The following is a 13,738-nucleotide window of genomic DNA, read 5'->3' on the forward strand; positions in this document are numbered from 1 at the left end:
AATCGTGCATCAAACAGAGATTCTCGGTGTCACGTGCAGCACAGTGGCGCCACCTTAACCCACTTTCCCCGACCTGCCAATGGTCAATGACGGCTTTGTCGAAAATCGGATCGGCGGCGGCTGCAGCTCCCGTCCGGCGCGGGATTGCGGGATGGAACTTTGCCGTAGCCGCCGGGACCGGTAAGATGCGCGTCTCGTTTTTCACCTAGCACTTTCAGGACACTCCCGCCATGAGCATCAAATCGGACAAGTGGATTCGCCGCATGGCGCAGGAACACGGCATGATCGAACCGTTCGTCGAGCGCCAGGTGCGCGGCGGCGAGGACAGCCGAGTCATTTCCTTCGGCGTGTCCAGCTACGGCTACGACGTGCGCTGCGCCGATGAATTCAAGGTCTTCACCAACATCAACTCGGCCACTGTCGACCCGAAGAACTTCGACGCCGGTAGCTTCGTCGACGTCAAGAGCGACGTGTGCATCATTCCACCGAACTCCTTCGCCCTGGCCCGCACCGTCGAGTACTTCCGCATTCCGCGCAACGTCCTGACCATCTGCCTGGGCAAGAGCACCTACGCGCGTTGCGGCATCATCGTCAACGTCACGCCCCTGGAACCGGAGTGGGAGGGTCACGTGACCCTGGAGTTCTCCAATACCACCACTTTGCCAGCGAAGATCTATGCCAATGAAGGCGTAGCGCAGATGCTCTTCCTCGAATCCGATGAAGAGTGCGAAGTGTCCTACAAGGATCGCGGTGGCAAGTACCAGGGGCAGCGCGGCGTCACCCTGCCACGTACCTGAGGCGACGAGCGCGGGGAATTCCTCGCCCGCCAGGCACTCCAATGGCTAGAACGATCCGGTGCGCATGACGCGCATCGGGCATCGCCGGGAGCCGCCAATGAAACTTCACCCCGCAATCAGTGCGAAGCTCGCCGTCCTGCAGCCCAACCAGATCGGGCTGCTGGCTTGGTCATTGCTGGCGCACCCTTCAACGCCCGTACAGGCCGGTGGCGTGCCCCATCAGCCCGACCCCGACACACCTCAGCCTCCCGATCCTGGCGAGTCTCCGCCCATGGAGCCGGGGGAGCCGACCTTGCCTGACGAACCACCTCCTTCGCCGGTGGCCTGAGCGCCAGGCAGCACGACGGGCTCAGTTGGCCAGCAGGTAACCGCTACGACAGACCTGCTCGCCCGCCACGTGGGCGATGACCATGCCCGCAGTGGCCATGCGCCTGACGCTACGCGCGTAGAGCAGGCCGGGCTGGGTATTGCGCACGGCAGTCACCCTGTCGCTCAGCGGATCGATGACTTCAGCGATCAGCTCGCCCGCCTCCAGGTAGCGGCCGGGTGTCGCGTGGAAGACCAACAGCCCGCCCCACGGCGCCACCACAGGTTCCACGGCAGCCAGCGGCGTTGCCGGGTAGGCCAGTGGCGGTAGGGCGGGAGCTTCCCCCGAAATCACCCCGGCATGCGTCAGGAAATTGAGTATCCCTTGGCAATCCTGGGTGGCCAGGTCGTGGCTGACATCCGCCTGCCCGCGTAGCTCGACAGTCACCGAGAAACTGCCCAGGGGGATGGGGAACTGCTTGCCAAAGCGCTGCTGCAACTGCCACCACACCAGGCTGAAGCATTCATCGAACGACTGGCCGCCGGAGTCCGTGGCCAGCAGGCTGGCCTGCACGCCCAGGTAGCGGGCCAGCGGCTCGACCTGATCCCAGGCCTCCGGTGTGGTGTACAGATGTTCCACGGCCTCGAAGTCACAATGCAGGTCCAAGACCATATCGGCATCGCACGCCAGGCGTTGCAGGGTCAGGCGCTGGGATTGCAGTGGTGTGCGCGCGGGATGCGCATCCAGGCCTCGGCGCAGGTACTCGCGGATCAGTGCCAGGTTGTGCGAAGGATCCTGGGTCAGATGCCCCTCGATCTGATCACCAATACTGTCGGACAAATCAACGAAGTTGCGGTTGAAGTTCTCGCCACTTTGCAGCTCGAAGCGCCCTAAGGGCGCGTCCAGCAGCACCTGCTCCAGGCCCACGGGGTTGGCCACCGGCACGAGGATTATCTCGCGTTGCAGTCGCCCACCCTGTTCCAGCTCCAGCAAGCGTCGCTTCAGATGCCAGGCCACCAGCATGCCGGGTAGCTCGTCGGCGTGCAGTGACGCCTGGATGTACACCTTGCCACCGCCGCGAGGGCCGAAGTGGAAGCTATGAAGCTGGCGGGCAATGCCCGGGACAGGGGACAGCAGGTCGTGGGTCGAATGATGCATGGTGGTCCTGGCTGAAGTGGCGAATACGGTCTGCGATAACAGTCGGCAGAAAGATAGAAGCATAACTTCTGCCATTGCGCAGCTTCCTTGCGCGGGTTTGCCCGCTCTCAGGCAAGTAAGGCCTGCAAGGTGGCCAGGTCGTCGGCTTCTTCCACAGGTTTGTCATGGCGCCAGCGCAGCATGCGCGGAAAGCGCACCGCGATGCCGCTCTTGTGGCGCTTGGACAGGGCAATACCCTCGAAACCCAGTTCGAACACCAGTGTCGGGGTCACACTGCGCACGGGGCCGAAGGTTTCCACCGTGGTCTTGCGGATGATGGCGTCGACCTGCCGCATTTCTGTATCGCTCAGCCCGGAATACGCCTTGGCGAAGGGCACCAGGGTGCGTCCCAATGTCCCCGGTGGCGCGTCCCAGACGGCGAAGGTGTAGTCGCTGTAAAGGCTGGCACGACGGCCATGACCGCGCTGGGCGTAGATCAACACCGCATCGACGCTGAAGGGATCGATCTTCCACTTCCACCACAGGCCTATGTCCTTGGTCCGGCCGACGCCATAGAGGGCATCGCGCTGCTTGAGCATCAGGCCTTCGACGCCCAGGCTGCGTGACTGCTCGCGCAGGCGGGCAAGGTCATGCCAGTCGCTGCCCTGTAGCAACGGTGATAGCAGCACGGGGGCCAGCGGGTACTGCTGCGTCAGGCGCTGCAACTGGGCTCTGCGTGCATGTTGAGGCCGGTTGCGCCAATCTTCACCCTGCCATTCGAGCAGGTCATAGGCTTGCAGCACCACCGGCGCATCGGCGAGCAGCTTCTTGCCCAGTGTCTTGCGGCCCAGGCGTTGTTGCAGCAGGGCGAAGGGCTGCACGGCGACATCGCCGGCTTGGCTGCCCGGTTTCCAGACCAGGATTTCGCCATCGAGCACCACGCCATCCGGCAAGGTGGTGGCCAAGCTGTGCCGTTCCGGGAAGCGCTCGGTCACCAGTTCCTCTCCCCGTGTCTCGAACTACTCGATGGGCGCTTGCAGCGCATGGGCGAGGAAGAACGGGTAGGGCTGGCCGCCGTGAATCACCGCGCGGTCCACGGGGCGCCACGGGTCGATGTAGAAATCACCGGGCGGGCAATAAAGGCCTTCGGGGCGGGCGATGACGAGATCCATGCGCGTGCCGGTTGGCTAGGGGCTTGTAACCTCAGAGCACGAGAGGATCACGGAAGTTCTTGGAGAGGGAACCGCGAGCGTCCAGCGGCGGACGTCGCGGTTCAAAGGGCGGGGCTGGCGGTCAGCGGCCAGGGACCAGGGTGAGTCGCTGCGAGCCGTAAGCGCGAGAGAAGTTCTGCTGTTGCAGCGGCAGGCTCATGAAACGCCCCTGGAACCAGGCGTCCAGACCATCGCTGTAATGCCGGCTCGCGGGGTTGCCGGACTGGCCATTGCTCGTCAGCACCTGCAGCGGTTCTGCCTGGCCGAAATCGACGATCATGCGCGCCGACGCGGGCAGGTGGGTATCGAAGCTGCCACCCCAGGCATAAGGCGTCAGCGCCAGGGTGCTGAAATCGCCGCTTGCGGCCATGGGACTGCGGCTGATGGCATCACCCAGGCCATGGTAGGCCGGTGCCGGCCAGCGATACTGGTGCAGCTTGCCCCATTGCCAGGCGCGACGGTCGCTGCCCAGCTGGGCGACGCCAGCATCCACGGCCGCCGCCAGGCTACGGGCGAGAATGGCGGGCTTGTCTTCTTTTTGCGGCGTGTTGCGGTCATCCCAGAACGGGCTGTCCTCGCGGCCCAGCAAGTGGTCGGCCTGGGCCGAGTAGGAAAGCTGCGCATTGCCGATGAACGCCTGCCAGGCCGGGCTGGACTCCGGGCCCAGGTCGTCGAGGAAGGTCTGGCGAGCGACCTCCTGCAGGAACAACGCATACAACGCGGCATCGGCCGATACCGGGCTCAGGCGGCCATCGAAGGCTTTGAGCCGGGTCAGCGCCTCACGGGCTTTGTCCCGCTGGGCGGCCGGTAATGCGTCGATCGCTTGAGTGAGCGACTGGGACATGCCGGGGGCATCGAACATCTGCTTGAGTTTGTCTGCCAGCAGAGTGACTTGGTCGTTCTGCAGGGCCATCAGGCTGCGGCTGTCGTGGCGGCCATTGCCGGCCAGCTGGGCCAGGCGCTCGGCGCGCTCGGGGTAGTACCAGGTGTTGGACAGCTGCATGCCATAGCCACGTGGCAGGCTACGCTGGTTGGCATGGCCGACCCAGCCGGCGACCGGGTCCTGGTCGTAGGGGTGCAGCATCGGGTCGGCGTAGCCATCCCAGTCATAACGGCTATCCCAGCCGGGCGAGGGCAGCAGGCCCTGGCCTTCGCGGCGGTTGGGGTAGCGGCCGCTGACCTGCCAGCCGATGTGCTGCGGTTCGGCGAAGACGAAGTTCAGGGCAGCGGCGCCGACTTCACGGGTATTGTCGAAGGCGCGCTCCACCGACGATGCGCGGGTCAGGTCGAACAGCGCGTCAAGGCTGCGATCGCCTTTGAGTTGCGGCAGGTTCAGGGCCAGGCCCAGGCCGGCATTGGCCGGTTGGCTGAGCAGGGTGCCGTGGCGGGTGTCGTACATGACTTCACGCAGGGGGCGTTGGCCGCGGACGAAGAAGGTTTCGCTGCGTGCGCGGGCAGGCTGCCACTTGCCATCGGCCAAGTAGGTCACCTGGCTGCCCTGGTGACGCAGTTGCTCCAGGTACAGGTCCTGGTTGTCGGCCATCACCGCGCTGCTGCTCCAGGCCAGCTTGCCGTTGTAGCCGGCGAGGATGATGGGCAGTCCCGGCAGTGCCAGGCCTGCGACCTGATACTTGCCAGTGTGGATCTGTACCGGGGAGAGGGCCCAGGTGGCGCGGCTATCGCTGGCCAGCAGGCTCTTGCCGCTGCGGCTGCGTTGCGGCGACAGTGCGAGGTTGGCCGAGCCGGGGCTGCCCAGCAGACCCAGGTCAGCGAGCTTCTGCCCTGCTGCGCCCAGGCGTTCCAGACCTGGCAGTTGGCTCGTCAGGTTCAGGCCTTTGAGCTTGTCCAGTTCGGCCTCGGCCAGTGGTTCGTCGGGAGCACCTGGCAGCAGCCATGCAAGCTTGTCGCTGCCGACTTTCTGCGCCAGGGTCAGGGCGGTCAGTTCTTCTTGTAGGTTCACCGACTGGCTGAAGGCATACAGGCTGAAGATCAGTGCCGAGTCCTCAGGCTTCCAATACTCCGGGCGGTAGCCGCTACGAGCCAGGTCCGCCGGCAACTTGTCGCGGTAACGGAACAGATAGGCGTTGACGCCGCGGGCATAGACTTCGAAGAACTGCTTCAGGCGCGGCGAGGCGTCGGCGTAAAGCTGCCCGGCGCTTTGCTTGAGGTTGGCGGCGCGCATCAGACGGTCGATGTCCAGGGCGTCAGGGCCGGCCACTTCGGCCAGGCGCCCCTGGGCCAGCAGGCGCATGGCGACCATCTGCTCGATGCGATCGCCGGCCTGCACGTAGCCCAGGCTGAACAGCGCATCATGGAAGCTGCTGCTTTCGATCAGAGGTGCGCCCATGGCGTTGCGGCGTACCGAGACATTCTGCGCCAGGCCCTTGAGCGGTTGCACGCCAGTGGTCGCAGGGACGCTGTCCTGGTAGCCGCCCACCTGGCAGCCGGCAAGGCCGAACATGCCGAGCACGACGGCAGCGGGGCGGAACCGAAGGCGGAAGGGAGGAAGGACGGGGGCGGCCATGACAAGGCTCCTGCAGGGTGTGGCGGGATTTGGAAAGGCGCTACGTTAGTGAGCGCGCGGTCGCCATGCAAGGTGCCTGTAGGCTTTATTTTCAGGGGGCTGCCCAGTGGTTGGCCGGGCCTGAAGCTTCAAGCTTCAAGTCAAAGCAGGTCGAGGGCGAGTCTGCTTTTTCTTGCCGCTTGAAACTTGCCGCTGGCCGCGGGGTCAGGCCCCGTGGCACTTCTTGAATTTCTTCTGGCTACCGCATGGGCACGGGTCGTTGCGGCCAACGTCTTTCAGGGCGTTGCGCACCGGCTCCTGGTGGCCATGGTTGCAGTGCGGGCCGTGCACGTGGCCGTGGTCGTGATCATGGTGATGGTCGTGACCGTGGTTGCAGTCCGGGCCATGAACATGGGGTTGCTGGGTCATTGCAGGGTTACTCCGGTTGAAGATCGCCGGGGATTATCTCACCACTGCGCGACAAGTGCAGGTCCCGATGGATGATCAGTCCCGTGTGCAGTTCGGCTTGCAGCCGGTAGTGCAGAGGCTGCTCGCGCTTGAGCATCTTGGCCAAGGGCTTGAGCTTTTGCCACAGGTTGGTTCGGGCCGTGATCTTGAACGTGCGCTGGGCGTGGCCGCCGACGCTTCGCCACAGGCTGGCTTCATCCTGCACCAGCAGCAGGTCGTTCAGGCGTACCGAGTAGTCCAGGCTGCGGATGAACAAGCGGCTGTCGTTGGGGTTTTCGACCCGTACGTGGAGAATGAACTCCTGTTGCAGCAACCGGGCCTTGACCGTTTCGACCCGGACCAGGTGCACCTGGGGTTCGCGCCAATCGTCGTCCCCCCAGCTCGCACAGCCCGCCAGGAGCGTCATCAGCAGTGACAGAGCAAGCAGGCGGGCCAGGGCGCTCATGCTCAGCTACCGATGTAACTGGCACAGCATTTCTTGAACTTCTGGCCGCTGGCGCAGGGGCAAGGGTCGTTGCGTCCGGCCTTGAGTGAAACCGTCGGGTCGATGAAGTACCAGCGACCGCTGTGCTGGACGAAGGCAGAACGCTCGCGGTGCTGGTGATCGCCCTGCTGGTCATGCCAGCGTGCGGTGAAGCTGACGAAGGCGTGCTCAGGCTGCCCGCCCAGTACTTCGGCACTCTCGACCTCCAGGCCAAGCCAGGTGCTCTGGGCGCTCCAGGCGGCGATCGCGGCGCGGTCCAGGCCAGCCTGCTGGGCGGGCAGGGTGGTGTCCACCAGATAGTCGACCAAGCCCAGCACATAGGCGCTGTAGCGCGAGCGCATCAGGGCCTGGGCGTCGGGCGCCGGGGTGCCGGCATGGTATCGCCCGCAACAGGCATTGAGCAGGTTGCCACTGCCGCATGGACAGACCGAGACACTCATTGAATCACCACCAGTACTTGCCGAAGTTTTCAGGGTTTGCCCAGAATTTGGCGTTGAGCCAGTCCGGGACCTGCTTGTAGTCATGTAGATCATAGGTGAACAGGCTCAATACCTGTTCGTCTCGCCGGAACTTCTCGCTGGCCGACAGTGCCAGGGCGAAGAAATCCGTGTCCTGCCAGCCGCAGGCTTGCAGGTCGGCGAGTACTGCGACCCGGCTGGCATTGAGGTTGCGGATGCCGCCCAGCAACTGAAGGCCGGTGCGCTTGGGCAGGTGCTCCAGGCAATCCACCAGTACCGCCAGGTCGAAGCGCTGGGCGGCGGCCGGTGCGGGCAGTGGGCCTGGCGGGACCACTTCGATATGCACCTGCGGATGCGCCTGGGCGAAGGCTTCCAAGGCCGGAAAGCGCGTGCCCACCAGCAGCAGACGCTGGGGGGTGAAGCGCTCGAGCAAGGCTGCCAGAGCCTGCTGTGGGGTGCGCTGGGAGAAACTGTCGGTCATTGCCAATCCTCGTTCAGGTCGTCCTAGCCTATCGGGCCGGGAGCGCTCGGCAAAGAGGCGCCATGCCATATGTGGCTTATTGCTGGCAGAGAGGAAGCGGGCGGTCTTTACTCCGAAGGATCGGTCTTATGCCGATTCCCCCTAGGAGATGCGACAAAATGAGCATAGTACGCACAGCGATACCCCTGGTCCTGCTCACCAGCGTGTTGACTGGTTGTGCAGGTTTGCAAAAAACCGACTGGCCGAAGTGTGCTGCCGTCGGGGGTGTAAGTGGCGCGGCCCTCGGCGCCATCGAGAGCTCCACTTGGGCGGGTTGGGGCGCGCTGCTTGGCGGTGGCCTGGCGGCGGGCTACTGCTGGGCCCACGGCGATGGCGACGAAGATGGCGATGGCGTACCGGACAGCCGTGACAAGTGCCCTGGCACGCCACGCGGTGTACAAGTCGATGCCAACGGCTGCCCACCGGCACCGGAACCGGTCGAGGAGGTGGTGGTACAGAAGGAAGAAGTCATCGTCATCCGCGACGTGCACTTCGAATTCGACTCCGCCCGCCTGACCGCCACCGACAAGGAGCGGCTGAACACCATTGCCACCCGGCTGAAGCAGGAAGCGCCCAGCGCCCGTCTGACTGTCACCGGGCATACCGACAGTGTGGGTTCTGATACCTACAACCAGAAACTGTCCGAGCGCCGTGCCCACTCCGTCACCGACTATCTGGTCGAAAGCGGCGTGCCACGTAGCAGCTTCGTTGCGGTGGTAGGGGCCGGGGAATCCCAGCCGGTTGCCGACAACGCGACGGCTGATGGCCGTGCCATGAACCGCCGCACCGAGATCAAGATCCAGCGCTGACGGCGTGCGCCCATGCCTTGAGCAGTGGCATGGGCGCGTCTTTACTCGGGTGACCGGTAGAGACCGGTGACACAGGAGCATTGATCATGGGTGTTATGTCGAAGGCGGCGTTGCCGCTGGTGCTGGTTACAGGCCTGCTCGCCGGTTGTGCCACCCACAGCGATGGCAGCGCGCCCCTCAATCAACGGACCTGGCCCCTGTGTAGCCTGCTAGGCGGGCTGGTCGGCGGTGGCCTGGGTGCCATCGAGAATTCCAGTTGGGCTGCCGGTGCCGGAGCGCTCGGCGCCATCGCCGGTGGCTTGATCTGTTACGCCCAGGATGGCGACGAGGATGGTGATGGCGTGTTCGACCGTCGCGACCGCTGCCCTGATACCCCGGCCGGTACGTCGGTCAATCACATGGGCTGCCCGTTGCCGCAGTATCCGACAACGCCACCGGCAGGCGAAGCGCCGATGCCTGAGGTCATCACCCTGGATGACCAAGGGCAGGTGCTGTTCGCCTTCGACTCGGCACAGTTGACCGCCGAGGCCCAGCAACGTCTGCGCGCCTTGCTCCCTCAACTGAGCGATCCACAGGTGACCCGTATCAAGGTCATTGGTTTTACCGACAGCGTCGGCACCGATGCGTACAACCAGGGCCTGTCTGAGCAGCGTGCCGGCAGCGTCGCGGAGTTCTTGATCGGTCAGGGGCTGGCAGCGGACAAGGTGACCAGCCAAGGCCGCGGCGAAAGCGAGCCTGTGGCCGACAACGACACAGAAGAAGGTCGGGCCCGTAATCGACGGGTAGAACTGCACCTGAATTGACACCTCTGGCGCGTACCCTGGCATAGGTTTACTGTTGGCTGCACGGCCCGCTCGCACGGGCCTTGCAGCCATAACAACAAATTCAGGGGGCGGGTATGAAGTTCATCCTGGGCCTGGGCAAGGCCCTGACGGTGGTGTTCTGGTGGGTGGTGCTGTTTAACCTGTTCATGCCGCAACCGCTGCCGTTCAATCTGTTGCTCAATGCCGTGGGGATCTTCCTGCTGAGCCTGCACTGCCTGGAAGTGCTGTTCTTCAATGCCAGTCTGCGCGGGCGTAGCCACCGTTGGTTCGATCGGCTGCAGATCCTGCTGACGGGCATTTTTCATGTCATGTCCATTCCCAAGCCTCTGGAGACGCCACGCCATGCGTAAGGTGATGTTGATGCTGGCGTTGACCAGTCCCATGGTCCAGGCCGAAAGCCTGGACGTCGCGGCCCATTCGATGTTGCGCCTACCGAACAAGGCGAGCAGCGTGCACCTGGAGCAATTGCAGATCGCCGATTCGGCGACATTGTTGCTGCCCGCGACGCTGACGGAGCTGAAGGTGGATCGTCTGGTGCTGGGGCGCGATGCGCGTATTGCCATTACACCCGCCGAGGCCCCTTTGCGTATCGAGACCGGCGTTGCCGAGCTGGGTGAAGGCAGCGAAATCAGTGCCCCCGGCGCTGCCGGCACCTATGAACGCGCCGCCCGACCTGGGCGGGACCTGGAACTCAGGCTGAACGGGTTGCAGGCGCAGCGGCTGTCGATCGATGCCCGAGGCGGTGCCGGTGCGCCAGGCTATGTCGGACTCGATGGTGCCAATGGCAAAGCTGGCGGGTGCACCTGGGGAAAGGCTAGCCGCGGCGCCAATGGGGGCGACGGTGGAAACGGGCATGACGGCGCTTCCGGTGGGCGCATTCGCCTGGCTGTGCCGGAGGGGTTCCCGCCGGAGCGTATCCAGATTCGGCTCGATGGCGGTGCGCCGGGCAAGCCGGGTGCGGCGGGCAAGGCTGGCTTGGGCGGCGCAAGCAAGGGATGCCTTGTTTATCGAACCGAGGCTGGTGCGGATGGACGGCCTGGGGTGCAGGGGCAGCCTGGGTTGGCGGGGGCGGCTGGGGAGTTGGTCCTGCAGCGGTTGTGAGTTGGTTTTTGGGGCGAAGCTGATTCACGTTCGTCCCACGCACCTCCACTCGGCATGCTGATGGGGCCCCGTTATGGACGGTGGAGCAACTGTCAGCCATTCAACCTGGTGCCGGTGCGCGGTCCATCTCAGGCTTCACCAGCGCCAGGTTCTATGCTGTTTCGCCTTTGATGCGCGATATCCAGGCGCTGCCAATCGCGACCTCAGAAGGCCGAGTGGAGGTTTCTGTAGGGGCAGGCGCGCAGCGCCCTTACCACCACTAATGGATATTCACACTCTCTGAAAGCCCAAGCCCAAGCCCAAGCCCAAGCCCAAGCCCAAGCCCAAGCCCAACCTCAAACCAAAACCCGCGAACTGGCCACCACCACAACCACAATCCCCAACAGCAAATTGACCCCAACCATCCGACGAATTCGCCCAAGCACCCCAGCCCCTGCCGCCCAGTCCTCAGCCGCCACCGCCGCCCGCAGTTCCGGCAGCAAAAGCGCTTGAATCCGCATGAACAATGCAAACATGGCAACCCCACCCCCGATCATCACCTGGATGTAACGGGGCGCAGTCTCGAACCCATTGAAGCGCATGTGCAGCATCCCGATACCACTTATCGCGAGAATGACCACCGCCAGCCAGACCCATCGGAAGAACCGTCGGAAAACTTCCACCCACAATTTCAGTCGAGCAGGCCCTTCGAGGGCTGAAACCGCCGCCGGCCGTAGTACTAGCCAGGCGAAAAACATACCTCCGACCCAAACCAGGGCTGCGAGGACATGCAATGTGTAGGGCAGGGCAAAGGCAAGCATCCGGATCTCCATGCGGCATAAAGGGCAATAGCGGGGTATGATAGCCGGCCCATGCGAAACACTGAAAATTTATCCAGCCCTCCGGGCGCCTGCAGACCATGATCAGCAACGAACTCAAAGCCACCATCCAGGGCGCCTATTCGCGTTTTCTCGAAGCCAAGAGCCTAAAGCCCCGCTACGGTCAGCGCCTGATGATCGCCGAAGTGGCCAAGGTGCTTGGCGACATCGCCTGTGACGATGAAGGGCGCCGCGCGGGCGAGCCCGCCGTGGTTGCGGTCGAGGCCGGTACCGGTACGGGCAAGACGGTCGCCTACAGCCTAGCCGCCATTCCCGCCGCCAAGGCTGCCGGCAAGCGGCTGGTGATCGCCACTGCAACTGTCGCCCTGCAAGAGCAGATCGTCTTCAAGGATCTACCCGACCTCATGCGCAGCAGCGGGCTCAACTTCAGTTTCGCCCTGGCCAAGGGCCGTGGCCGCTATTTGTGCCTGTCCAAGCTCGACATCCTGTTGCAGGAGGGGCATGCCCAATCGGCCACCGCGCAGTTATTCGAGGAAGAGGGCTTCCGCATCGAGGTCGATGAAAAGAGCCAGAAGCTGTTCAACAGCATGATCGAGCGGCTCGCCGGCAACCGCTGGGACGGCGACCGCGACAGCTGGCCCGAAGCACTCGAGGATCAGGACTGGGCCCGTCTGACCACCGACCATAGCCAATGCACCGGGCGCCACTGCCCGAACTTCCAGCAGTGCGTGTTCTACAAGGCCCGAGAGGGCATGGGCAAGGTCGATGTGATCGTCACCAACCATGACATGGTCCTGGCTGACCTGGCCCTGGGCGGTGGCGCCGTATTGCCCGATCCGCGCGATACCATTTATGTCTTCGACGAAGGCCATCACCTGCCGGACAAGGCCATTGGCCACTTCGCTCATTACTCGCGGCTGCGCTCGACCGCGGATTGGCTGGAGCAGACCGCCAAGAACCTCACCAAGCTCCTGGCCCAGCATCCTTTGCCGGGTGACCTGGGCAAGCTGATCGAGCAGGTGCCTGAACTGGCGCGGGAAGTGCGTACCCAGCAACAGTTCATGTTCACCCTGTGCGAGCAGGTCGCAGATTTCCGTCCCGGTGAAGATATGGAAGGCCGGGAGCGTCCACGCTACCGCTTCGAGGGCGGCGTGGTGCCGGAGCAGATTCGAGAGGTCGGAATCGAACTGAAGAAGGGCTTCGCCCGTCTCAATGACGTGTTCACCCGGCTGGCCGACCTGCTCAAGGAAGGCATGGACGGTGAGGTCAACATCGGTATCGCCAGTCATCAGGCCGAGGAATGGTACCCACTGTTCGGTAGCCTGGTGACTCGCGCCCAGGGCAACTGGGAGCTGTGGACCGCCTTTACCGCCGAGGATCCCGAAGACAGCCCGCCCATGGCGCGCTGGCTCACCCTCGCCGAAAGTGGCGCGCTGTTCGACATCGAAGTCAACGCCAGCCCCATTCTGGCCGCTGAAATGCTGCGTCGCAGCTTGTGGAACGTCGCTCATGGCGCCCTGGTGACCTCCGCGACCCTCACCGCCCTGGGCAAATTCGATCGATTCCGCATGCGCTCGGGCCTGCCACGCGATGCGGTTACCTGTGTCGTGCCCAGTCCGTTCGTGCATGGCGATGCAGGCCTGCTGCGGGTCCCTGACCTGGGAGCCGACCCGCGCGACGTGCCGGGGCACACGGCCGCCATCATCCGCGAACTGCCGGGCATGCTTGAAGAGGCCCGTGGCGCGTTGGTGTTGTTCTCGTCGCGCAAGCAGATGCAGGATGTGTTCGATGGTTTGGATCGGGACTGGCGCAAGCTGGTGCTCATCCAGGGCAACCTGTCCAAGCAGGAAACCCTGAACAAGCACAAGGCGCGCGTGGATGACGGCCAGCACAGTGTGCTGTTCGGCCTGGCGAGCTTTGCCGAGGGTGTCGACCTTCCCGGCGCCTACTGCGAACACGTGGTCATCGCCAAGATCCCCTTCGCTGTGCCGGACGATCCGGTCGAAGCGGCCCTGGCCGAGTGGATCGAAGCCCGCGGTGGCAACCCGTTCATGGAGATCGCCGTCCCCGACGCCTCGCTGCGCTTGATCCAGGCCTGCGGGCGCCTGCTGCGTACCGAGCAGGACCGCGGCGTCATCACTTTGCTTGATCGGCGCCTGGTCACCCAACGCTATGGCAAGGCTATCCTCAATGCGCTACCGCCGTTCCGGCGGGAAATTTCCTGACGGTCGCGGTTTTCGGCTGCGACCTGCTGTCCATTACCTGTCACGGCCCCCTGGGTCCTGAAGGAGAGCTTCAACC

Annotated in this window: 14 protein-coding genes and 2 pseudogenes; 7 read left to right on the forward strand and 9 right to left on the reverse strand. The window is 64.0% G+C overall.

The genetic code is table 11. The features are described from left to right. Nucleotides 1–230: 230 nt before the first annotated feature. Both dcd and ABOA88_RS20445 read left to right on the forward strand, forming a co-directional pair. Entirely contained in the window at nt 231–797 is a 567-nt protein-coding gene (gene dcd, locus ABOA88_RS20440; protein WP_043213075.1) for a dCTP deaminase, read from the forward strand. 97 nt (nt 798–894) lie between these two features. Continuing rightward, nucleotides 895–1,125: a hypothetical protein gene (locus tag ABOA88_RS20445; protein ID WP_080642124.1), complete on the forward strand. Its 231-nt coding sequence runs from the start codon at nt 895–897 to the stop codon at nt 1,123–1,125. 21 nt (nt 1,126–1,146) lie between these two features. Here the strand turns inward: ABOA88_RS20445 and ABOA88_RS20450 are convergent, their stop codons facing one another. From ABOA88_RS20450 to ABOA88_RS20485, 8 genes and pseudogenes are all read right to left on the reverse strand, one after another. After that, nucleotides 1,147–2,262 (reverse strand): succinylglutamate desuccinylase/aspartoacylase family protein, encoded by a 1,116-nt coding sequence (locus ABOA88_RS20450; RefSeq protein WP_367852065.1) that lies wholly within the window; start codon nt 2,260–2,262, stop codon nt 1,147–1,149. A 107-nt stretch (nt 2,263–2,369) separates the two neighbouring features. Next, a pseudogene (locus tag ABOA88_RS20455) lies at nt 2,370–3,251 on the reverse strand (cisplatin damage response ATP-dependent DNA ligase); the annotation flags it as partial. Between the two features lie 63 nt (nt 3,252–3,314). Continuing rightward, a pseudogene (locus ABOA88_RS20460) lies at nt 3,315–3,413 on the reverse strand (ligase-associated DNA damage response exonuclease); the annotation flags it as partial. A gap of 121 nt (nt 3,414–3,534) precedes the next feature. Next, a complete protein-coding gene (locus tag ABOA88_RS20465; protein ID WP_367852064.1) occupies nt 3,535–5,976 on the reverse strand; it encodes a penicillin acylase family protein in 2,442 nt (813 codons plus the stop codon). Nucleotides 5,977–6,180: 204 nt separating this feature from the next. Beyond that, a complete protein-coding gene (locus ABOA88_RS20470) occupies nt 6,181–6,384 on the reverse strand; it encodes an SEC-C metal-binding domain-containing protein (protein ID WP_011532538.1) in 204 nt (67 codons plus the stop codon). 7 nt (nt 6,385–6,391) lie between these two features. Then, nucleotides 6,392–6,868, reverse strand: a complete 477-nt coding sequence (locus ABOA88_RS20475) for an LEA type 2 family protein (protein ID WP_196170069.1) — start codon at nt 6,866–6,868, stop codon at nt 6,392–6,394. A 2-nt stretch (nt 6,869–6,870) separates the two neighbouring features. Beyond that, entirely contained in the window at nt 6,871–7,347 is a 477-nt protein-coding gene (locus tag ABOA88_RS20480; protein WP_196170070.1) for a YchJ family protein, read from the reverse strand. 4 nt (nt 7,348–7,351) lie between these two features. Continuing rightward, nucleotides 7,352–7,846 carry a DUF6231 family protein gene (locus ABOA88_RS20485; protein WP_043213092.1) on the reverse strand — a complete coding sequence of 165 codons (495 nt, stop codon included), beginning with the start codon at nt 7,844–7,846 and terminating at the stop codon, nt 7,352–7,354. A gap of 158 nt (nt 7,847–8,004) precedes the next feature. Here ABOA88_RS20485 and ABOA88_RS20490 point away from each other — a divergent pair, with 158 nt between their 5' ends. From ABOA88_RS20490 to ABOA88_RS20505, 4 genes are all read left to right on the forward strand, one after another. Further along, nucleotides 8,005–8,694: an OmpA family protein gene (locus ABOA88_RS20490; protein ID WP_367852063.1), complete on the forward strand. Its 690-nt coding sequence runs from the start codon at nt 8,005–8,007 to the stop codon at nt 8,692–8,694. Between the two features lie 86 nt (nt 8,695–8,780). Next, entirely contained in the window at nt 8,781–9,497 is a 717-nt protein-coding gene (locus tag ABOA88_RS20495; protein WP_367852062.1) for an OmpA family protein, read from the forward strand. A gap of 95 nt (nt 9,498–9,592) precedes the next feature. Then, the gene (locus ABOA88_RS20500; RefSeq protein ID WP_070575067.1) at nt 9,593–9,868 is read left to right on the forward strand and encodes a DUF1145 domain-containing protein; all 276 of its coding nucleotides are present in this window, start codon (nt 9,593–9,595) and stop codon (nt 9,866–9,868) included. After that, the gene (locus tag ABOA88_RS20505) at nt 9,861–10,619 is read left to right on the forward strand and encodes a collagen-like protein (protein WP_196170073.1); all 759 of its coding nucleotides are present in this window, start codon (nt 9,861–9,863) and stop codon (nt 10,617–10,619) included. Before ABOA88_RS20500 ends, ABOA88_RS20505 begins: the two co-directional genes overlap by 8 nt. A gap of 335 nt (nt 10,620–10,954) precedes the next feature. Here the strand turns inward: ABOA88_RS20505 and ABOA88_RS20510 are convergent, their stop codons facing one another. After that, complete coding sequence (locus ABOA88_RS20510; protein ID WP_196170074.1) at nt 10,955–11,419, reverse strand: CopD family protein; 465 nt, start codon at nt 11,417–11,419, stop codon at nt 10,955–10,957. Nucleotides 11,420–11,517: 98 nt separating this feature from the next. Between ABOA88_RS20510 and dinG the strand changes: the two genes are divergently transcribed. Further along, entirely contained in the window at nt 11,518–13,662 is a 2,145-nt protein-coding gene (gene dinG / locus ABOA88_RS20515) for an ATP-dependent DNA helicase DinG (RefSeq protein WP_070575073.1), read from the forward strand. The last annotated feature ends 76 nt before the right edge of the window (nt 13,663–13,738 follow it).

The sequence above is a fragment of the Pseudomonas sp. PKS genome, from assembly GCF_051913525.1.
Lineage (GTDB): Bacteria > Pseudomonadota > Gammaproteobacteria > Pseudomonadales > Pseudomonadaceae > Aquipseudomonas > Aquipseudomonas guariconensis_D.

What these genes read in the sequence shown, in the direction of transcription:
- dcd (WP_043213075.1), top strand. Translation starts at nt 231, where the DNA reads ATGAGCATCAAATCGGACAAGTGGATTCGCCGCATGGCGCAGGAACAC.
- ABOA88_RS20445 (WP_080642124.1), top strand. Translation starts at nt 895, where the DNA reads ATGAAACTTCACCCCGCAATCAGTGCGAAGCTCGCCGTCCTGCAGCCC.
- ABOA88_RS20450 (WP_367852065.1), bottom strand. Translation starts at nt 2,262, where the DNA reads ATGCATCATTCGACCCACGACCTGCTGTCCCCTGTCCCGGGCATTGCC.
- ABOA88_RS20465 (WP_367852064.1), bottom strand. Translation starts at nt 5,976, where the DNA reads ATGGCCGCCCCCGTCCTTCCTCCCTTCCGCCTTCGGTTCCGCCCCGCT.
- ABOA88_RS20470 (WP_011532538.1), bottom strand. Translation starts at nt 6,384, where the DNA reads ATGACCCAGCAACCCCATGTTCATGGCCCGGACTGCAACCACGGTCAC.
- ABOA88_RS20475 (WP_196170069.1), bottom strand. Translation starts at nt 6,868, where the DNA reads ATGAGCGCCCTGGCCCGCCTGCTTGCTCTGTCACTGCTGATGACGCTC.
- ABOA88_RS20480 (WP_196170070.1), bottom strand. Translation starts at nt 7,347, where the DNA reads ATGAGTGTCTCGGTCTGTCCATGCGGCAGTGGCAACCTGCTCAATGCC.
- ABOA88_RS20485 (WP_043213092.1), bottom strand. Translation starts at nt 7,846, where the DNA reads ATGACCGACAGTTTCTCCCAGCGCACCCCACAGCAGGCTCTGGCAGCC.
- ABOA88_RS20490 (WP_367852063.1), top strand. Translation starts at nt 8,005, where the DNA reads ATGAGCATAGTACGCACAGCGATACCCCTGGTCCTGCTCACCAGCGTG.
- ABOA88_RS20495 (WP_367852062.1), top strand. Translation starts at nt 8,781, where the DNA reads ATGGGTGTTATGTCGAAGGCGGCGTTGCCGCTGGTGCTGGTTACAGGC.
- ABOA88_RS20500 (WP_070575067.1), top strand. Translation starts at nt 9,593, where the DNA reads ATGAAGTTCATCCTGGGCCTGGGCAAGGCCCTGACGGTGGTGTTCTGG.
- ABOA88_RS20505 (WP_196170073.1), top strand. Translation starts at nt 9,861, where the DNA reads ATGCGTAAGGTGATGTTGATGCTGGCGTTGACCAGTCCCATGGTCCAG.
- ABOA88_RS20510 (WP_196170074.1), bottom strand. Translation starts at nt 11,419, where the DNA reads ATGCTTGCCTTTGCCCTGCCCTACACATTGCATGTCCTCGCAGCCCTG.
- dinG (WP_070575073.1), top strand. Translation starts at nt 11,518, where the DNA reads ATGATCAGCAACGAACTCAAAGCCACCATCCAGGGCGCCTATTCGCGT.